This window comes from Bacillus nakamurai, assembly GCF_001584325.1.
Classification (GTDB): Bacteria; Bacillota; Bacilli; order Bacillales; family Bacillaceae; genus Bacillus; species Bacillus nakamurai.
In genome coordinates this window covers 231,986-248,614 of record NZ_LSAZ01000041.1, presented here as the reverse complement: position 1 = coordinate 248,614, position 16,629 = coordinate 231,986, and the positions used below count along the sequence as shown (strand labels likewise).

Below are 16,629 nucleotides of genomic sequence, written 5' to 3'. Positions count from 1 at the left end.
AATTCACTATACTTTTTGTTTCGTTTTATATACATAAGCTAAAATTTCTGCGATGACTTTGAAAAAATCCTCCGGCACGGCCTGGTCAATCTCAACCTGGTCATATAACGCACGCGCAAGCGGTCTGTTTTCAATCGTCATGACATCATGCTCTTTGGCAATCTGTCTGATTTTTAATGCGAGGTGATCGACCCCTTTGGCAACAATGTAAGGGGCATCCATTTTCTTTTCATCATATTTTAAAGCAATCGCATAATGGGTCGGGTTGGTAATGATGACATCTGCCTTCGGCACTTCCTGCATCATCCGCCTCATGGCCATTTCCCGCTGCTTCTGCTTAATTTTGGACTTGATAATCGGATCACCCTCCGATTTTTTATATTCATCTTTTATATCCTGCTTTGACATCCTGATATTTTTTTCATAGTCAAATCTCTGATATAAATAATCAAGGCCCGCCAATACCATTAAAGCCCCCGATCCTGCAAGGCCCATCCAAAGGGACAGCTTGGAGACGAAAGTAAGGACTTCAGCAGGCGTTAAAAGCGGGAGGCGCAGAATGTCGCCATAATGCAGCCAAAGCACAAGAAAAGCGGCAAAACCGACCACGGAAATTTTCAAAATAGATTTAATCAGTTCAACGATTGCCCTGACACTGTAGATTCGCTTAAAACCTTTTAACGGGCTGAGCTTATTGAGATCAGGCTTCAGGACTTCTGCTGAAAATAAGAATCCCACCTGCATGTAATTGCTTATGACGCCTGCCAGAAGCGCAACAAGTAAAATAGGCGCTAGAATAATGGCTATATCTTTTACCACATCAACAAATAGCTCATGCACGTTAGACATTGACAGCTGCATCGAGAGTGATTTGGTATAAAACCTTTTAATAAAAGACAGCAGCCTGTCCCTCATAAAAGGCCCGATTGCTAGAAGTGAAAGAAAAATCAGCAATAAAGAAACCGCTGTATTGACATCCGTGCTTTTCGCAACCTGCCCTTTCTTCCTCGTATCCCTCCGTTTTTTCGGTGTGGCTTTCTCCGTCTTTTCTCCTGCAAAGAATTGCAGATCCAGTCTGAGTCTCATCATGTCACACCGACCAATGCCAATAGATTTCGCATCGTTTCAACGGTGAGGCTGAATATATTACGGACCACGACAAACATCACGGACATACAAACGATCAGCATAATAAAGCTGACAGCTATTTTTAAAGGAAGCCCGACAACAAAAACGTTCAGCTGCGGTACAGTTCTGGCCACAATGCCGAGAGCTAAATCAACTAAAAACAGGCTGGCCACCACCGGCGCCGACATTTGAAAAGCGATAATAAACATGGCATTGAAGCTTTTTGCGATAAAAAGTCCAAACTGTTCATTTCCAAACGCCGGAAATGCCTGATCAAGCGGAATATACTGAAAGCTGTAAAAAATACCGTCCAGCAAAAGGTGATGGGCATTTACGCTGAGCATAAATAACAGCGCCATCGTATACACGAATTGGCCGATCAAAGGACTTTGCGACCCTGACTGCGGATCAATCACATTGGCAATGGCAAATCCCATCTGAAAATCGATAAAGGAGCCGGCTGTTTGAATAGCTGCCATTATCATGTAAGCGATCAGCCCGAGACTCAAACCCACGACCGCCTCTTTTACGGCAAGCAGCATATACTGTTCCCCTATTTCAATTGACGGTGCATGCTGCAGTGTGCTGAAGCAAATCACCGAAAGAAAAAAGGCAAAGCCGATTCGGTGAGCGGCCGGCACATTCCGGTGGCCGAACAGCGGAACCGTCACAAAGAAAGCAGAAATTCTAATAAAAACCAATAAAAAAGCGGGAAATAAATCAATGATTGAATTCATTTGATTCTACCCTGCAAATCGGTTCAGATGAGAGAACAGCTCAGTCGTAAACGAAAGAATCGTTGACAGCATCCACGGACCGAAAAAGATCAGTCCTAGCATAACCGCCACAATCTTCGGAATGAAAGCGAGAGTCTGTTCCTGGATTTGAGTTGTCGCTTGAAAGATACTGACGAGCAAACCGACTATTAAAGCGATTGCCAAGAGCGGCCCGCTGATCATAAGTGTTACATATACGGCTTTTTCCGCCATGGAAATTACAAATTCTGAACTCACATTTAGCACCTACCCTAAAAGCTGTCAAGCAAAGATTTCACGATTAAATACCATCCGTCGACCAAAACAAAAAGCAATATTTTAAAGGGCAGAGAGATCATAACCGGCGGAAGCATCATCATTCCCATTGACATTAAAACGCTGGCCACAACCATATCGATAATCAAAAACGGAATAAAGATCATAAAGCCCATTTGAAAAGCAGTTTTGAGTTCTGAGATCGCATAGGCAGGCACCATCGTCGTCAAAGGAATATCCTGCAGCGATTCAGGTTTTTTCATTTTGGCGTAGTTCATAAACAGCGCCAGATCCTTCTGCCTTGTATGTTTGCTCATAAACTCTTTAATCGGCTTCTCGGCTTTTGTATAAGCTTCATCGAGACTGATTTTGTTATCCATCAAAGGCGTTAAGGCATCCTTATTAATCTCTGAAAATGTCGGAGCCATAATAAAAAACGTTAAAAACAGCGCTAGCCCGATTAAAACCTGATTCGGAGGCATGTTCTGCGTCGCCAGTGACGTTCTGACAAAAGACAGGACGATGACGATTCTCGTAAAGCAGGTCATTAAAATCAGAATGCCCGGCGCTACTGAAAATACAGTCAAGAGCAACAGTAATTTAACAGTTGAGCTGACTTCGGTCGGATTGCTTGAATTAAAAAGATTAATGAACTCATTCATGATGATACGGGCCTTTCTTCTTTCCTTCAGAACGGTTTTGTTTCAGTTCGTTCAGCTGCTCTTTTAACGCTTTTGAAAACGACGGGAGCATGGTTTGAGGCTTTTTCTCTGAATCCTTACGCGGACTCACAATTTTAGGCCATTCCATCTTAGAGGACATCGCCTCTTCATATTGGCGCAATATCGCCTCTCGCTCTTTTTCATCTTCAATTTCTTTTAAGAGCTGGATTGTATCGCCGACGCCGACTACCAATACGCTGTTTCCGACTTTAATCAGCTGCACCGAACGGTTTTGGCCGACTGAGGTTCCGCCGATATTTTCCACATATTGAAACGGCTTTAGCAGGCGGTTTCTTTTATTCATCAGTTTGACAAATCCATAGATCAGCAGAATGACAAATAACAGCGCTGCAATCATTTTCACAAAATCAAAAGCTGAGACAGAAGATGCAGAAGCATCCCCTATCTCATCATCAGCCGTTTGTTTCGTTTTATCGCTTTTTTTCTCTGTTTTGTTTGTTGATTGTTTGTCAAACCATTCGTTGACAGTGGAATTGTCAGACTCCGCTGCAAAAGCAGCGAACGGATGTACATTGAGTAAAACGAAACAACAAATCAAAGCTAGTAAACCATGACTCTTTTTCAACAGTCGTACACCCTTTAGCTTAATGTTTTATTAATTGCTTCAAGCACGCGGTCTGCCTGGAACGGTTTCACGATAAAGTCTTTTGCGCCTGCTTGAATCGCGTCAATAACCATTGACTGCTGGCCCATGGCAGAACACATAATGATTTTCGCCTGCGGATCGATTTGTTTGATTTCTTTTAAAGCCGTAATTCCGTCCATTTCCGGCATTGTAATGTCCATTGTCACCAGGTCAGGTGAATGCTCTTTGAATTTTTCAACGGCCTGCGCTCCGTCTGATGCTTCTGCCACGACGTCAAAACCGTTTTTCACTAGAATATCCTTAATCATCATTCTCATAAATGCTGCATCGTCTACAATTAAAATTCTGTGTGCCATAATCTATTTCTCTCCTCTATTGTTCGGTTATTTTAAATTGTTAAGGCGGTCTGCCTGACTTAAAATATCAGTGACTCTTACGCCGAAGTTTTCTTCTATTACAACTACCTCGCCTTTGGCTACGATCCGCTGATTGACTAAAATATCAACGGGTTCACCCGCAAGCTTATCAAGCTCGATAATACTTCCCGCAGAAAGTTCAAGTATCTCCTTGACGCTTCTTTTCGTTCTGCCAAGCTCCACCGTAATGGAAAGCGGAATATCCATCAGCATATCAAGGTTATTTCTGGTAGCGTGGGCCGCGTCGTTTTGATCAAACGCTTGGAATTCGACCGGCGCTACTTGAACAGGTGCATCTTTTTTGGCGGTTCCCTGTCTCTTCTGCGCCTGCTGTTCCGGTTTTGGCTGCGGTTCATGCTGAACAGCCGGTTCCGGCTGCGCCTCGTACGTTTCCTGCGGTTCTGAAACCTGATTACTTTCTTGAGCTTCATCCCTATTCATCAGCTCTGCGATCAGATCTTTCGCAAACGTGATCGGATAAAGCTGCATAATACTCGAATCTATTAATTCACCGACCTTTAAGCGGAATGAAACTTTTACGAGCAAATCATCCTCAGGTATTCTGTCTGTGCCTTTTTCTTCTGTTACATCAAGCAGTTCAACCCGCGGCGGAGAAATATCTATCTTTTTACTGAATACGGTCGACATAGACGTTGCCGCCGATCCCATCATTTGGTTCATCGCTTCCTGTACGGCGCTCAGGTGGATTTCACCGAGAGAAGGGTCAGCGCCTTTGCCGTCCCCTCCGATCATCAGATCAGCAATGATCGCCGCGTCGTTTTGCTCGACGACAAGCAAATTGCTGCCGTCAAAACCTTCTGTATAATTCACTTCAATCGCAACATACGGATGAGGAAATTCATCGCTGATTTTGCTTTTTGAAATGACGGTCACACTCGGCGTTGTAATGTCCACTTTTTGATTTAAAAGAGTGGAAAGCGCCGTGGCCGAGCTGCCGAATGAAATGTTCCCGATTTCCCCGATCGCATCACGCTCCAGCTCAGACAAGTTCATGCCGGGCTGTTCAGACTCCTCCGATTGACTGCCGCCATTAAGAAGAGCATCGATTTCATCTTGAGATAATCTATTGTTCATCTTGTTCACCTCTTATGTCGTGATCTAAAATTTGCACTGCCTGTCTACGATTCACCCGGCCGGCCTGCCCTAAAAATTTCGGTTTGTTTCCGACCAATACAGTAAGAGGAGCAGTCACTGATTTGTCTAGAGTAATACAGTCCCCGACTTCTAAACTTAAAAACTCTTCTATTGTCAGTTCAGAAGCGCCTAATAGAGCCACAACAGGAATTTGAGCCGTCATGATGCGCTTTTCAAGAGACTTCGTTTCTTCCGGCTTTGCTTCATTCCGTTCAGATTGCATCCAATAATGAACGGAAAGCTTAGGTATAATCGGCTCAAGCACAACGTGCGGAATACAAAGATTGATGACACCGCTGATTTCACCGATTTGCGTATTGAGTGAAATCACAACGACAGTTTCATTAGGTGAAACCATTTGCACAAATTGAGGATTCACTTCAAATTCTGTCATTTCAGGATCAATATCGGCAATAGATTGCCAAGCTTCTTTGTAATTGCCCAGTGCATTTTCAAATAAATTAGAAATAATATTCGTTTCAATTTCCGTGAGATTTTCCGCCTTATTATGGGTGATTCCGATGCCGCCCATGACGCGGTCAAGCATGGCGTATGCGATGGTAGGATTGACTTCCATCATTATTCTGCCTTCCATCGGATGGACGTCAAATAAATTTAAGATCGTCATGTTCGGTATTGATCGGATGAACTCCTCATACGGCACCTGGTCAACTGAGCTGACAGATATGTGAATATAAGTTCTGAGCTTTGCAGAAAAGTGTGTTGTGAGAAGTCTCGCAAAGTTATCATGTATCCGGGTTAAACTCCGTATCTGATCTTTAGAGAACCTGAGAGCCCGTTTAAAATCATATACCTTTACTTTTTTCTCTTTTTCTTCTTTTTTCAGTTCTTCCGCATCCGCCTCACCCGTTGATATAGCAGAAAGCAATGCGTCGATTTCATTTTGGGAGAGAACTTCTCCTGACATTTTCTTCACCTCCGTATTCTGTCAAATTCGTTTTTATTGCAGATTAAAGGAGGTTATGTACACTTTCTGAACTTTTCCTGCTTGGAGATAGCTGTTTATTTTCTCTTTTAATGTATTTTTAAACGCTTCTCTTCCTTTATCTCCCTCAATCTCGTCGGCGCTTGTATCAGCTAAAATGGAAATAATGTTGTCCTTTACCTGAAAATCGCGTTTTTCAAGTTCTTCCTTCGCTTTTGATGAGTCTGTTTCAAGCTTGATTCCAATGCGGATGATAGTGTTTGACTTTAAGTTTGTCGTTATATCATCTACAGACACAGTAGCTGCAACGACTTCATCAATTGTCGGCTTTTTGTCTTTCTCGGAATTTCCGCTTACGACAAAATACGCTGCCGCTCCGAGGCCGGCAATGACAACTAAAATAATCAGCATAATGATGACTAATTTTTTCTTCATTCTTCTTCCTCTATTCCCTGATCCAGTGAAAATATTTGTATGTTGTGATAAAACGAAATGACCTTTTCCAGCACTGCATCTTCCGTTTCCTTAACTACGAACTTTTTGCCGTTGGACAGCGTAATCGTAGTATCCGGGAAGCACTCAATCTGCTCGATGAACAGCGCGTTAAGCGTAAAAGGCTGGCCGTTTAAACGGGTGACTTTAATCATAAAATCCGGAGAAGCGGTCTAACCGCCTCTCCTCCCTCCTTACCGTTTCAGATTAACCAGCTCCTGAAGGATTTCATCTGATGTCGTAATGATTTTTGAGTTTGATTGGAAACCGCGCTGAGCAACGATCATTTCGGTAAATTCATCTGTTAAATCAACATTGGACATTTCAAGATAGCCCGGCAGAAGCTTACCGGTGCCATTCTCCCCCGGAATGCTGACTGCGCTCGGTGCTCCCGAACTTAAAGATTGTCCGTAGAGGTTGCCCCCGATTTTTTCAAGGCCGTCACTGTTTGGAAAAGTGACAAGCCCGATTTGTCCCGCATTGTGGACTTGATCCCCTGAATCAGTGTATGTAACGTTGCCGTCCGGGCCGATGCTGTAATCTTTCGCATCAGTAGGAATATTAATTTTGCCGCCGCCGATTTTTTCAAGGTAGTAACCATCGGTTGTGACAATATTTCCGTCATTGTCCTTCCCGAAATTCCCGGCCCGTGTATAAGCGATTCCTGACCCGGTATTAATTTGAAAGTAGCCGTCTCCGTTAATGGCCAGGTCACTTTTAATCTGGGTTGATTGAGGCGCCCCTGTAGCATGGACGACATCAATAGAAGAAGTGGCAGCACCTAAACCGATCTGCTTTGAATTGGTAACTGCCGAACCGCCGGCTACCGTTTGGCTGATCATATCTTTAAAGGTGACACGGCTCTTCTTAAAGCCCACTGTATTGACGTTGGCGATATTATTGCCGATTACATCAAGTTTTGTTTGAAAGTTTTTCATCCCGCTGATACCAGAATATAATGAACGTAACATGTCAAAATTCCCCCTAGGTTCCTTTTTATTTAGAAGTTTGGCTTACGGCTGTGACATTCCACGGACTGACCTCTTTACCGTTTTCGAGAACGAGCACATAATTGCCGTTTGAATGTTTTACTGAATTGACCGGGCTTGTTTGCTCCGTCCCGTCGCTGTCGCTCCATGTCACATTTTTGCCGATCCAGTTTACATACATCGTAAACGGGTCTTGGTTTTCCACATAGCTTGTCATCGTCTTATTCAGATTCATCATTTGTTCTAATGAAGAAAATGTCGCCATCTGGCTGATAAATTCTTTATCATCAACCGGATTGAGCGGGTCCTGGTTCCGGACTTGCGTCATTAAAATCTTCAGAAATTCGTCTTTTCCTAAATTCGTGCTGCTGTTTGCGGCGGTGGCGCTTTTAGACGTTGGGCTGCTTGCCGCAGCTGAGTTCACTGATGTCAATTTTCTTCCTCCATTTCATGAAGAGAAAGCTCTTCCAGCATATCTCCGAAATCACTTGACTGCTGCTTTTGCCTCTGCTCTCTCTGCCCCTGGTGCTGCTGTTTTTGCTGATCGGCCAGCTGTCCGTAGACCGGCTGCTGATCAGCACTTTGAAGCGGGACGGTGAAACGGTCGATTTGCACCGACATATTCGGGAGAGATTGTTTCAGCTGAGGAAGATGCTGTTCCAGCAGCTCTTTTGCAGATTGGCTTGATGCAATAATTTTGCTTTGAAACATTCCGTTTTCATTCGTTACCTTAATTGTGACAAATCCGAGATTTTCCGGATTCAGACGAATCGTAAAGCTGCCGGTTGATTTCCCGAAAGGCGTATATTTCATCTGCTTCCAGCCGCTGATGACTTGATCAGCCAAAGGTTTATTGTCGGGACTTTGCTGTTCGCTTGTCCCGATGGCTGATTGCTGTATACCAGCAAGGCTTCGGTTTCCGGTAAACAGCATATGCGGAGCGTATTTGCTGTCTGCCGCCTTTATCGGAGCGGCCGCGCCGCTGTTCGCCTTTTCCGTTCTTCCCGCTGATTCCGGCATTTGCCTGCCGAACTCTTGAGACGAATCAGATGATTGAGATAACACGAGCGCTTTCAGCTCCGTCTCAGCCATATTCCATTCCTTCGTTCCTTTTTTAGAAAGGCCGGTGAGCTGCTCGATGACGCTTTGAAAGCTTTTCAGTTCAGCTGCCGACATTGTATAGAGCTTAGATACCGATTCATTTTTCGGAAATAATGTCTGCTGCAGATCTTGAATCAGGCGATCCGGAACACCTTGGTTTTTCAAAGCATCCAATAAACGGCTGCCTTCTTGATAAACTGCCTGTGCCTGAGTGCTGTCGGGCAGCTCTTGTTCATGCTGCAGAAGCTGGCACAGAGCGCCTTGGATGAAAAGAAGTCCAGACTCAATCGCATCACGCCCGGATTCCTGTTCCTCCGTTGAAGGCTGTGGATTTTGGATGACAGGCTTCTCCTCATTCTGCTGTTTGGCTAACATCGCTTCAACAGTTTGAGCAAGCTTGTTTAATAAAGGCAGGACGGTTTCATTTGTCTGCTTTCCTTCAAGCGTTTTTACCGACTGCAGCAGCTGTTCCAATTGCTGTTCTTTTTCTTCCGGACCGGCCTTCAGCCAATCGCCGATTTTCGAAAGGGCATCCTTCAGCGCTTTATCGTCTGTCTTCGTCTCTTCTCCCGGCTGCTGAGGAGAAGTGATTTCAGACAGGAGCCAATTCTGAAAAAAACCTAAGCTGTTTTGATTTGCCTTTACATTGCTGTTTTGCGCCGTCTGCATGCGGTTTCCCGTTAATTCAAGCAGCTTCAATTTACATCACCCCTATTTTTCATCAGCGGATATTTTTTCTGTATATTTAGCCGCTTGTTCAGGAGTCATTTTCGTCAAGATTTCAGCAAGCTGCTTTTTACTTAACCCGTTTAAAATATCGAGCGCTTCCTTCTCCTTTAGCTGTGTAATGATACTCGCTGCCTTACCGCTGTCCATGCTTTTATAAATATTGATTATTTTATCTTTTTTGGCAGCTGAATCTGAAGCGGTCTTTGCCGTTTCGTCCGTTTTTTTCTTCTGTTCTTCAGCTTCCTGCTTCAGTGAACGGATTTTCTGATTCAGGCTGTCTATTTCTGATTTGCTCGTGTCTAAATCTTTATTTAAAATGTTAATTTCGCTTTTCTGTTCCTTGATGGTTTTTTCAAGCGAAGCCGTTCTGTCTTCCTGCTGCTTCTCCGCCGCATTTTTGCTTTCTTTCGTTTCAGGAACCAGTTGTTTCAAAACAGGCGTTTTAGCGGCTGTTTCCTGAATCGGCTTCATCACATCGACGCCGGCAGCCCAAAGCACAATGCTTGCTACGATGATCAGGAAAATCAGCGGAATAATGATAAAAAGCAGGATTGAACCAAACTTTCCAGATTCCTTTTCTTTACCGGACATCTCATTCGCTCCTAATGCCCCTGAATCATAAACTGCTTAATTGAAATATCGTCCATTTCTCTCATTTCTGCAGCTTTATCTTCAAGAGCGAACATATTAAACTGTTTTTCACGCATTTTTTCAAATTTCTTCACTTCAATGTTTTTTTCTGTCAGCTGATCCTGCTTCTCATTCATTTCATTTCTTTTCATGATGACAAGCTTTTGGTAATGATAAATGGTGTTTTCAAGATTTGAAACGAATTGCTGGTAGTGTCTCATTTCTTGAACACTCATTCCGGTTCTCAGCTTTGATTCTTTATCTTTTTCCAGCAATTCTTTTTTGCTCATATTTTTATATAGTTTCTCAGCTACCGTTTCAAATTCAGATACCGATTGCCGATATTCTGATAATGATTGGTCTTTTTCATTTTCCTTTAATTCCAACAGCTTTTGAAATCTGAATTGATACGCCACGTTTTATTCCTCTTTTCCTGTCAAACTCCTCAATGCCGCGATACTTTCTTCCAATTGAGCCGGTTCTTCTGTGCCTTGCTTTAAAAATTGAATAAGCTGCGGGTAAAACTGAATCGCTTCATCAATTTCTCTTGATGACCCTCTTTTGTATGCTCCGATATTAATGAGATCTTCAGAGTTTTGATAAGTTGACAGAAGGTCGCGGAATTTGTTTGCCGCATCTAAATGCTGTTTTTCCGAAATGTTTGACATGACCCTGCTGATGCTTTTCAGTATATTCACAGCCGGAAACTGACCTTTGTTGGCAAGCGCCCGATCGAGAACGATATGCCCGTCTAAAATCCCCCGGACCGTATCTGCAATGGGTTCGTTCATGTCATCCCCGTCAACGAGAACGGTATAAAAGGCTGTTATCGTACCCTGTTCATTGGCGCCTGTTCGTTCTAATAAACGAGGTAATATAGCGAACACTGAAGGCGTGTACCCTTTTGTCGTCGGAGGTTCGCCGGCAGCCAGTCCAATTTCCCGCTGAGCCATCGCCACCCTCGTGACAGAATCCATCATAAACATCACATTCTGCCCTTTGTCGCGGAAATATTCTGCAATGGCGGTGGCCGTATATGCCGCTTTCAGCCGCATCAAGGCGGGCTGGTCAGATGTAGCGACAACGACGATAGATCGTTTCAGGCCTTCTGCGCCTAAATCTTTCTCAATGAATTCCCGCACCTCGCGGCCCCGTTCACCGACAAGAGCGATAATGTTTAAGTCGGCTTCCGTCTGCTTCGCAATCATTCCCATCAGAGTGCTTTTTCCGACTCCGCTTCCGGCAAAAATACCGATTCTTTGTCCTTTTCCTACAGTCAACAGGCTGTCAATCGACCTCACACCGACACCCATCTTTTCCCGGATCGGCGGCCGTTTCATCGGATTTGGCGGCGGCTGTTCCGTTGATACCGGGGATAAGCCTTTCGGAAGCGCCTTTCCGTCAAGCGGTTCGCCGAATGCGTCGATTACTTGCCCGATCAGTCCTGCTCCCACTTTAATGCGAAGTGACTCGCCTGTAGCCTCCACAATGCTTCCCGGTGCAATACTGGCTGCTTCCAGATAGGGCATTAATAGAATACTTTCATCCTGAAAGCCTACAACCTCAGCTTTAATCGCTTTTCCGGCCCGGCCTTTCGGATAGATCAGACAAACGTCTCCGATCGAGCTTTCGGGCCCTTTCGATTCAATCATCAGCCCGATAACGCGTTTCACCTTGCCGTAGCGCTTGTACGAATCCGCCATTTCAATCGCGTCTATTAAATGCTGCGTTTTCATTGATCCGCTCCCGCCTCAAGCGCCGTTAAAAGTTTTTGCTTCAATTGCATCAGCTGGGTATCTATGCCGGCATCAACCCGCCCAAACGGCGTTTCTATATAACAGGTGCCTTTTCCGGCTTTCTCATCGGCATATAGGCTTAACCTGCATTCTTTGTATAGCAGCTGCTGAATTTCGTCCTTATGCTGATAAACCGCTTCATAATACTCAGGGTCCACATAAATTGAAATGTCATCATAGTCTTTCACTTCGGCTATTACCTGTTTTACTAACAGAACGAAAGCCTCTTGATCATCACTTTTTTGCTGCCATACTTTTTTAGCGAGCGCTACGGAAAGCTCAATGATTTCTTCCTCTGCGCTTTCCAGCTTATCCTCAACCGATTGTCTGGCCATTTCGGTAATCGCGTTGGCTTGGCTGATGAGGTTTGCATATTGATCTATAGCTTCAGCTTTTCCCAATGCCATGCCTTCTTGATAGCCTTCTGCTTTTGCTTCTTCAATCAGCCTCTGTCTTTCTTCGGCCCAGCTGTTTTTCTCTTGTTCGATCTGCTGGCGGGTGTGTTCCATCTGATTTTTCGCCTCTTCAGAAACCCGTTCAGCTTCCGCTTTGGCAAACGCCATGAGAGCCTCTGGGTTTTCGGCACTCTCCTGATCAAACTGAGAATGACTTTGGCGGACTTCCTGCAAGGATAGCTTTCGCCTTTTTTGTTCAGGAGAAAATGATGATTGCTGTTTAATCACATTAGACAATAATATCGTCTCCTCCGCCTCGTGCGATTACAATTTCACCGGCTTCTTCAAGTTTTCGGACGACGCCCACGATTCTTGATTGAGCCTCTTCCACATCACGCAGACGCACAGGCCCCATGATTTCCATTTCTTCTTTAAAGGTTTCAACCATACGCTGTGACATATTGCTGAAGACGATCTCTTTGACCTCTTCGCTCGCAACTTTTAACGAAAGCAGAAGATCATCGTTTTCAACGTCTCTGATCACCCGCTGAATCGCGCGGTTATCAAGTGTGACAATATCTTCAAAGACAAACATCCGTTTCTTGATTTCGTCTGCCAAATCAGGGTCCTGTATTTCCAATGAATCGAGAATCGTTTTTTCCGTCCCTCTGTCTACGCCGTTTAACACTTCAACAACGGCTTCAATGCCGCCCGTCTGTGTATAATCCTGCGTAAAGGAAGATGACAGCTTTTGTTCAAGAACCCGCTCCACTTCATTTATGATTTCAGGAGACGTTCTGTCCATGACGGCAATCCTTCTCGCAACCTCAGCCTGAACTTCCGGGTTCAGCTCGGACAAAATCTGTCCTGCCTGCACCGGGTCAAGGTAAGATAAAATCAGCGCCATTGTTTGCGGGTGCTCCTGCTGGATAAAGTTCAAGATCTGCTCAGGTTCCGCTTTTCTTGCAAAGTCGAACGGTTTTACCTGCAGAGAGGAGGTAAGCCTGTTTAAAATGCTCACGGCCTTGTCTTCTCCGAGCGCTTTTTCAAGAACTTGGCGGGCGTAATTTAATCCGCCTTGAGAAATATAGTCCTGAGCAATCGCAATATTATGGAACTCTTCAATGATTTCATCTTTTTTCTGTTGATCGACGCTTCTGACTCCCGAAATCTCGAGTGTCAGCCTTTCTATTTCTTCTTCAGACAAATGCTTGTATACGGAGGCAGATACATCAAGGCCTAAGGAAATCATGAGGATGGCTGCTTTTTGTTTTCCTGTAAGCTTGTTTTGATCACGTCTCGCCATTTTCTATTCCCCCTAATCCTCGGCCAGCCAGCTTCGAAGTAATTTCGCAAAGTCTTCCGGTTTTTCTTTTGCCATTTTTTCGAGCTGTTTGCGTCTGACTGTTTCTTCCGTTTCATTTTCCTCTTCGTTGATATCAGGCAATCGAATCGGCTCCTGCGCTGTTTCATACTCGTATTCTTCGTATTCATCATCCTGTGAACGTTTCTTTCTGATGAGAAGAATGATCAGCAGAATAATGGCTGCAAGAAGCACGCCGCCTGTAATGTATACCCAGATCGGCAGGCCTGATGAGTTTGCCGACGCAGTATTCATGCTGACTTTTCCGTCAAACGGCTGAACGGAAACGACGATTTTGTTGTTGATATCATTGTTTGTCAGGTTTTGATTTTGCGCCTCATTTTTATCAAGAGACGTTCTGACGACGGTTCCTAAAATCTTTTGAATATCAGCCTGTCTTTGAGCTGTTAAAGACGCGGCATTTTTCGGGTTCGGCGGTTCTACCATCACCTGGATGCCTAAATCCCGCACCTTATACGGGCTTTCCGCAATTTCTTTATGAATGCGGTTCACTTCATAGTTGATTTTATTGCTGTTTTTTTCGTAGTCACCGCTGCCTGAACTTCCGTTTGTCTTGGCATAGTTTGCTGTGTCATTGCTGCCTGTTCCGGCTGTTCCGCCGTTGGCCGCCCCGTCACCTTTATACGTTTCTGAAACCTTTTCAGCACTTATCGCTATCCCTTCCATGTTATCTTTATCGACAGGCTCGACAATGTCTTCAGTGCGTTTTTCCTTCGTGAAGTCTATGTCCGCAGTAACGGAAACAACGACTTTATCCTGTCCCATCATTGTGCCGAGCAAAGACTGTACATGTTTTTGTATGTCTTTTTCGACCTGCGACTTAATACCCTGCTGAGAAGCATAACTGTCAGAAACGGACCCTGCACCGCTGTCACTTTTGTCATAGTATGTAGAATTTTGGTCCATTATGACGATATTATCTTCTTTTAGGTTCGGAACGCTTTTAGAAACGAGATGGTACAGCCCGTTGATCTGGCTTTGATCGAGCGAGTAGCCCGGCTTAATCTGCAAAACGATGGATGCGGATGCTGCCGGCTGATCTTCGCCGACAAAAACAGCTTCTTTCGGCATATTAATCATAACCTTCGAGCTTTTAATACCGTCCATTTCATTGATGAGGTTCGATAATTCAGTTTGGGTCGCTTCAACCTTTAAGACGTCAAATTCATTATCTGTCAGGCCGAAACCCGCATTCTGTCCGAAAAACGAATAATCAATTGATCCCGTTTTCGGCAGGCCTTCTGCTGCAAGCTGCACTTTAAGCGTATCCACTTGGCTTTCCGGAACCATAATGACTGTGCCGCCGTCAGCAAGCTCAGAAGATACTTTTTTCGTATCAAGCTCTTCTTTGATTTGCCCGGCTTCTTCCGCCGATAAATCTTTGTAAAGAGGCACCATCTTTTCAGAAGAAGTAAAAATAATAACGACGATAAGTAAAATAATCGATGCGGCTAAACCGCCTATCATGAGTATCTTCTGTGTTTTTGATCTGTTATTCCAAAACGCTGCCGTTTTGGTTTTCATTTGCATTAGAGTACGATTCATGTTAACCCCCGGTCATTCCAGTCATTCTCTTCAATCTGACCCTTTACATCTGCATTCTCATGATTTCCTGATAGGCTTCCACCGCTTTATTGCGGAATTCAGTTGCTGCCGTCAGAGAAATATTCGCTTTTTGGGCAGTGATCATGACCTCGTCAAGGTTGACATCCTTTCCTGCAGCCAAATCGTTCGTTATATGGTCAGATTGCACTTGGGACTCATTTAACGAATCAATAGAGTTTTTTAAAAGCTCCGAAAAGCTTGTTTGGTTTGAAGAGTCAGTTTTTTGACTTTGGTTCAATTGATTCGTTACGTTTTGAGTGTTTTGGGTATTTTGAAGCTGAAAAGGAGTAATAGCGTTAACCACTTACATCACCTTACTTTCCGATTTCTAATGCCTTCAAGAGCATGCCCTTGGAAGCATTCATTGCTGTTACGTTTGCTTCATATGATCTCGTGCTGCTGACAAGGTCAACCATTTCTTTTAACGGATCAACATTAGGCTTCTGTACATATCCGTCTTTATTCGCATCCGGGTTTTGCGGATCATAAACGAGATTGAAATCCGACGGATCCTCCGTGATACCGGATACCTTAACACCGCTCCCGACACTCCCGCTTCCGCTCAGCTCGGAGTTTAAGAGTGAAGAAAACGATTCTCCGCCGGATTGCAGGGATACCAGTTTTCTTCTGTAAGGCACCCACTCTCCGTTAACCTGCTTCGCTCTCGTCGTATCCATGTTGGCAAGGTTAGACGATACGACGTCCATTCGGACACGCTGTGCGGTTAAAGCAGAACCTGAAATATTTAAGCTTTGAAAGGCACTCATTATTTTCCTCCTGTCAGAACGGTTTTCAGAGAATTGAATTTGCCGCTCATTCTTTCAACCAAAGCCTGATAGTTGATTTGGTTCTCAGCTAAATTAGTCATCTCTTTATCGATGTCCACATTATTTCCGTTTTGCTGATACGATGTGTCACCGCTGGACACGATTGAATAATCAGTCCCCGAATCCGTAAAGTCAACGTGCCGATAGTCGGTTTTTACAGCCTCGAGGTTTGATGTTTCCTGATCTAATAAATTTTGGAAAGAGACATTTTTTGCCTTATAGTTCGGTGTATCTATATTGGCGATATTATTAGTTATGACTTTTTGCTTAATGTTCGCTCTCCCCAAGGCATTCTCAAGATTTTGTATGGTCCCAGAAAATAAGTCCAAATCCACTTACCTCCATTTCAGTTGTTTTTCTCCTAAAAATCCTTGTCGAGATTTGTAAAACCATATGCTTATTGTAAGAAATAACAGGCTTAAAGTCTATGAAGTTAGGGTAAAAAAAAGTGCTCAATTATATCTATTTTGTAAGTAGGTATTAAGTCCTAGAGTATTTGTCCTACAAGGATTTGTTTGATATAAGCCTGAAAATAGCGGAATTTCTGTAACTTCTCTCTCTTCCACACAGCAAAATGGATTATCTCAGAACGCCTGTCATTAATCAACTTTAAACTGCATCTTTTCACCCATTGTTCATAAAAAAAGCAGGACCCCTTTCACAAGGGATCCTGCTT

At 44.0% G+C, this 16,629-nt stretch carries 22 protein-coding genes; all 22 read right to left on the bottom strand.

All coding sequences use genetic code 11. From position 1 onward, the window contains the following. Window positions 1-6: 6 nt before the first annotated feature. From flhB to flgB, 22 genes are read right to left on the bottom strand one after another with little or no spacing between them, the layout of a single operon-like run. On the bottom strand, window positions 7-1,086 hold the full coding sequence (gene flhB / locus AXI59_RS16420) for a flagellar biosynthesis protein FlhB (protein ID WP_061528743.1): 1,080 nt from the start codon (window positions 1,084-1,086) through the stop codon (window positions 7-9). Continuing rightward, on the bottom strand, window positions 1,086-1,865 hold the full coding sequence (gene fliR, locus AXI59_RS16415; RefSeq protein ID WP_061528742.1) for a flagellar biosynthetic protein FliR: 780 nt from the start codon (window positions 1,863-1,865) through the stop codon (window positions 1,086-1,088). Before fliR ends, flhB begins: the two co-directional genes overlap by 1 nt. A gap of 6 nt (window positions 1,866-1,871) precedes the next feature. Next, window positions 1,872-2,141: a flagellar biosynthesis protein FliQ gene (gene fliQ / locus AXI59_RS16410; RefSeq protein WP_061520532.1), complete on the bottom strand. Its 270-nt coding sequence runs from the start codon at window positions 2,139-2,141 to the stop codon at window positions 1,872-1,874. Between the two features lie 14 nt (window positions 2,142-2,155). Beyond that, a complete protein-coding gene (gene fliP, locus AXI59_RS16405) occupies window positions 2,156-2,821 on the bottom strand; it encodes a flagellar type III secretion system pore protein FliP (protein ID WP_061520531.1) in 666 nt (221 codons plus the stop codon). Beyond that, window positions 2,814-3,467: a flagella biosynthesis regulatory protein FliZ gene (gene fliZ / locus AXI59_RS16400; RefSeq protein WP_061528741.1), complete on the bottom strand. Its 654-nt coding sequence runs from the start codon at window positions 3,465-3,467 to the stop codon at window positions 2,814-2,816. The genes fliP and fliZ overlap by 8 nt, the downstream gene beginning before the upstream one ends. Window positions 3,468-3,481: 14 nt before the next feature. Then, window positions 3,482-3,844, bottom strand: coding sequence for a chemotaxis protein CheY (gene cheY, locus AXI59_RS16395; protein ID WP_003154238.1), 363 nt, complete (start codon window positions 3,842-3,844; stop codon window positions 3,482-3,484). Window positions 3,845-3,871: 27 nt separating this feature from the next. After that, window positions 3,872-4,999, bottom strand: coding sequence for a flagellar motor switch phosphatase FliY (gene fliY, locus AXI59_RS16390; RefSeq protein ID WP_061528740.1), 1,128 nt, complete (start codon window positions 4,997-4,999; stop codon window positions 3,872-3,874). Next, the gene (gene fliM, locus AXI59_RS16385) at window positions 4,989-5,987 is read right to left on the bottom strand and encodes a flagellar motor switch protein FliM (RefSeq protein ID WP_061520528.1); all 999 of its coding nucleotides are present in this window, start codon (window positions 5,985-5,987) and stop codon (window positions 4,989-4,991) included. Before fliM ends, fliY begins: the two co-directional genes overlap by 11 nt. Window positions 5,988-6,020: 33 nt before the next feature. After that, window positions 6,021-6,440 (bottom strand): flagellar basal body-associated protein FliL, encoded by a 420-nt coding sequence (fliL, locus tag AXI59_RS16380; protein WP_061520527.1) that lies wholly within the window; start codon window positions 6,438-6,440, stop codon window positions 6,021-6,023. Beyond that, the gene (swrD, locus tag AXI59_RS16375; RefSeq protein WP_061528739.1) at window positions 6,437-6,652 is read right to left on the bottom strand and encodes a swarming motility protein SwrD; all 216 of its coding nucleotides are present in this window, start codon (window positions 6,650-6,652) and stop codon (window positions 6,437-6,439) included. Before swrD ends, fliL begins: the two co-directional genes overlap by 4 nt. A gap of 39 nt (window positions 6,653-6,691) precedes the next feature. Continuing rightward, window positions 6,692-7,468, bottom strand: a complete 777-nt coding sequence (gene flgG, locus AXI59_RS16370; protein ID WP_061520525.1) for a flagellar basal body rod protein FlgG — start codon at window positions 7,466-7,468, stop codon at window positions 6,692-6,694. 25 nt (window positions 7,469-7,493) lie between these two features. Then, complete coding sequence (gene flgD, locus AXI59_RS16365; RefSeq protein ID WP_061528738.1) at window positions 7,494-7,919, bottom strand: flagellar hook assembly protein FlgD; 426 nt, start codon at window positions 7,917-7,919, stop codon at window positions 7,494-7,496. After that, the gene (locus tag AXI59_RS16360; RefSeq protein WP_061528737.1) at window positions 7,916-9,286 is read right to left on the bottom strand and encodes a flagellar hook-length control protein FliK; all 1,371 of its coding nucleotides are present in this window, start codon (window positions 9,284-9,286) and stop codon (window positions 7,916-7,918) included. Before AXI59_RS16360 ends, flgD begins: the two co-directional genes overlap by 4 nt. Before the next feature lie 12 nt (window positions 9,287-9,298). Beyond that, window positions 9,299-9,907, bottom strand: coding sequence for a MotE family protein (locus tag AXI59_RS16355; RefSeq protein ID WP_061520522.1), 609 nt, complete (start codon window positions 9,905-9,907; stop codon window positions 9,299-9,301). Between the two features lie 11 nt (window positions 9,908-9,918). Continuing rightward, window positions 9,919-10,362 carry a flagellar export protein FliJ gene (gene fliJ, locus AXI59_RS16350; protein ID WP_061520521.1) on the bottom strand — a complete coding sequence of 148 codons (444 nt, stop codon included), beginning with the start codon at window positions 10,360-10,362 and terminating at the stop codon, window positions 9,919-9,921. Between the two features lie 3 nt (window positions 10,363-10,365). Next, window positions 10,366-11,682, bottom strand: a complete 1,317-nt coding sequence (fliI, locus tag AXI59_RS16345) for a flagellar protein export ATPase FliI (RefSeq protein WP_061520520.1) — start codon at window positions 11,680-11,682, stop codon at window positions 10,366-10,368. Further along, window positions 11,679-12,434 carry a flagellar assembly protein FliH gene (fliH, locus tag AXI59_RS16340; RefSeq protein ID WP_061528736.1) on the bottom strand — a complete coding sequence of 252 codons (756 nt, stop codon included), beginning with the start codon at window positions 12,432-12,434 and terminating at the stop codon, window positions 11,679-11,681. The genes fliI and fliH overlap by 4 nt, the downstream gene beginning before the upstream one ends. Next, window positions 12,427-13,443 carry a flagellar motor switch protein FliG gene (gene fliG, locus AXI59_RS16335; RefSeq protein WP_061520518.1) on the bottom strand — a complete coding sequence of 339 codons (1,017 nt, stop codon included), beginning with the start codon at window positions 13,441-13,443 and terminating at the stop codon, window positions 12,427-12,429. Before fliG ends, fliH begins: the two co-directional genes overlap by 8 nt. Before the next feature lie 12 nt (window positions 13,444-13,455). Continuing rightward, entirely contained in the window at window positions 13,456-15,066 is a 1,611-nt protein-coding gene (gene fliF / locus AXI59_RS16330) for a flagellar basal-body MS-ring/collar protein FliF (RefSeq protein ID WP_061528735.1), read from the bottom strand. Between the two features lie 43 nt (window positions 15,067-15,109). Beyond that, a complete protein-coding gene (gene fliE / locus AXI59_RS16325; RefSeq protein ID WP_061520516.1) occupies window positions 15,110-15,430 on the bottom strand; it encodes a flagellar hook-basal body complex protein FliE in 321 nt (106 codons plus the stop codon). A gap of 10 nt (window positions 15,431-15,440) precedes the next feature. Continuing rightward, window positions 15,441-15,893 (bottom strand): flagellar basal body rod protein FlgC, encoded by a 453-nt coding sequence (gene flgC / locus AXI59_RS16320; RefSeq protein ID WP_061520515.1) that lies wholly within the window; start codon window positions 15,891-15,893, stop codon window positions 15,441-15,443. Next, window positions 15,893-16,282 (bottom strand): flagellar basal body rod protein FlgB, encoded by a 390-nt coding sequence (gene flgB / locus AXI59_RS16315; RefSeq protein ID WP_061520514.1) that lies wholly within the window; start codon window positions 16,280-16,282, stop codon window positions 15,893-15,895. Before flgB ends, flgC begins: the two co-directional genes overlap by 1 nt. Window positions 16,283-16,629: the final 347 nt, after the last annotated feature.

What these genes read in the sequence shown, in the direction of transcription:
- flhB (WP_061528743.1), bottom strand. Translation starts at nt 1,086, where the DNA reads ATGAGACTCAGACTGGATCTGCAATTCTTTGCAGGAGAAAAGACGGAG.
- fliR (WP_061528742.1), bottom strand. Translation starts at nt 1,865, where the DNA reads ATGAATTCAATCATTGATTTATTTCCCGCTTTTTTATTGGTTTTTATT.
- fliP (WP_061520531.1), bottom strand. Translation starts at nt 2,821, where the DNA reads ATGAATGAGTTCATTAATCTTTTTAATTCAAGCAATCCGACCGAAGTC.
- cheY (WP_003154238.1), bottom strand. Translation starts at nt 3,844, where the DNA reads ATGGCACACAGAATTTTAATTGTAGACGATGCAGCATTTATGAGAATG.
- fliY (WP_061528740.1), bottom strand. Translation starts at nt 4,999, where the DNA reads ATGAACAATAGATTATCTCAAGATGAAATCGATGCTCTTCTTAATGGC.
- fliM (WP_061520528.1), bottom strand. Translation starts at nt 5,987, where the DNA reads ATGTCAGGAGAAGTTCTCTCCCAAAATGAAATCGACGCATTGCTTTCT.
- fliL (WP_061520527.1), bottom strand. Translation starts at nt 6,440, where the DNA reads ATGAAGAAAAAATTAGTCATCATTATGCTGATTATTTTAGTTGTCATT.
- swrD (WP_061528739.1), bottom strand. Translation starts at nt 6,652, where the DNA reads ATGATTAAAGTCACCCGTTTAAACGGCCAGCCTTTTACGCTTAACGCG.
- flgG (WP_061520525.1), bottom strand. Translation starts at nt 7,468, where the DNA reads ATGTTACGTTCATTATATTCTGGTATCAGCGGGATGAAAAACTTTCAA.
- AXI59_RS16355 (WP_061520522.1), bottom strand. Translation starts at nt 9,907, where the DNA reads ATGTCCGGTAAAGAAAAGGAATCTGGAAAGTTTGGTTCAATCCTGCTT.
- fliI (WP_061520520.1), bottom strand. Translation starts at nt 11,682, where the DNA reads ATGAAAACGCAGCATTTAATAGACGCGATTGAAATGGCGGATTCGTAC.
- fliG (WP_061520518.1), bottom strand. Translation starts at nt 13,443, where the DNA reads ATGGCGAGACGTGATCAAAACAAGCTTACAGGAAAACAAAAAGCAGCC.
- fliF (WP_061528735.1), bottom strand. Translation starts at nt 15,066, where the DNA reads ATGAATCGTACTCTAATGCAAATGAAAACCAAAACGGCAGCGTTTTGG.
- flgC (WP_061520515.1), bottom strand. Translation starts at nt 15,893, where the DNA reads ATGAGTGCCTTTCAAAGCTTAAATATTTCAGGTTCTGCTTTAACCGCA.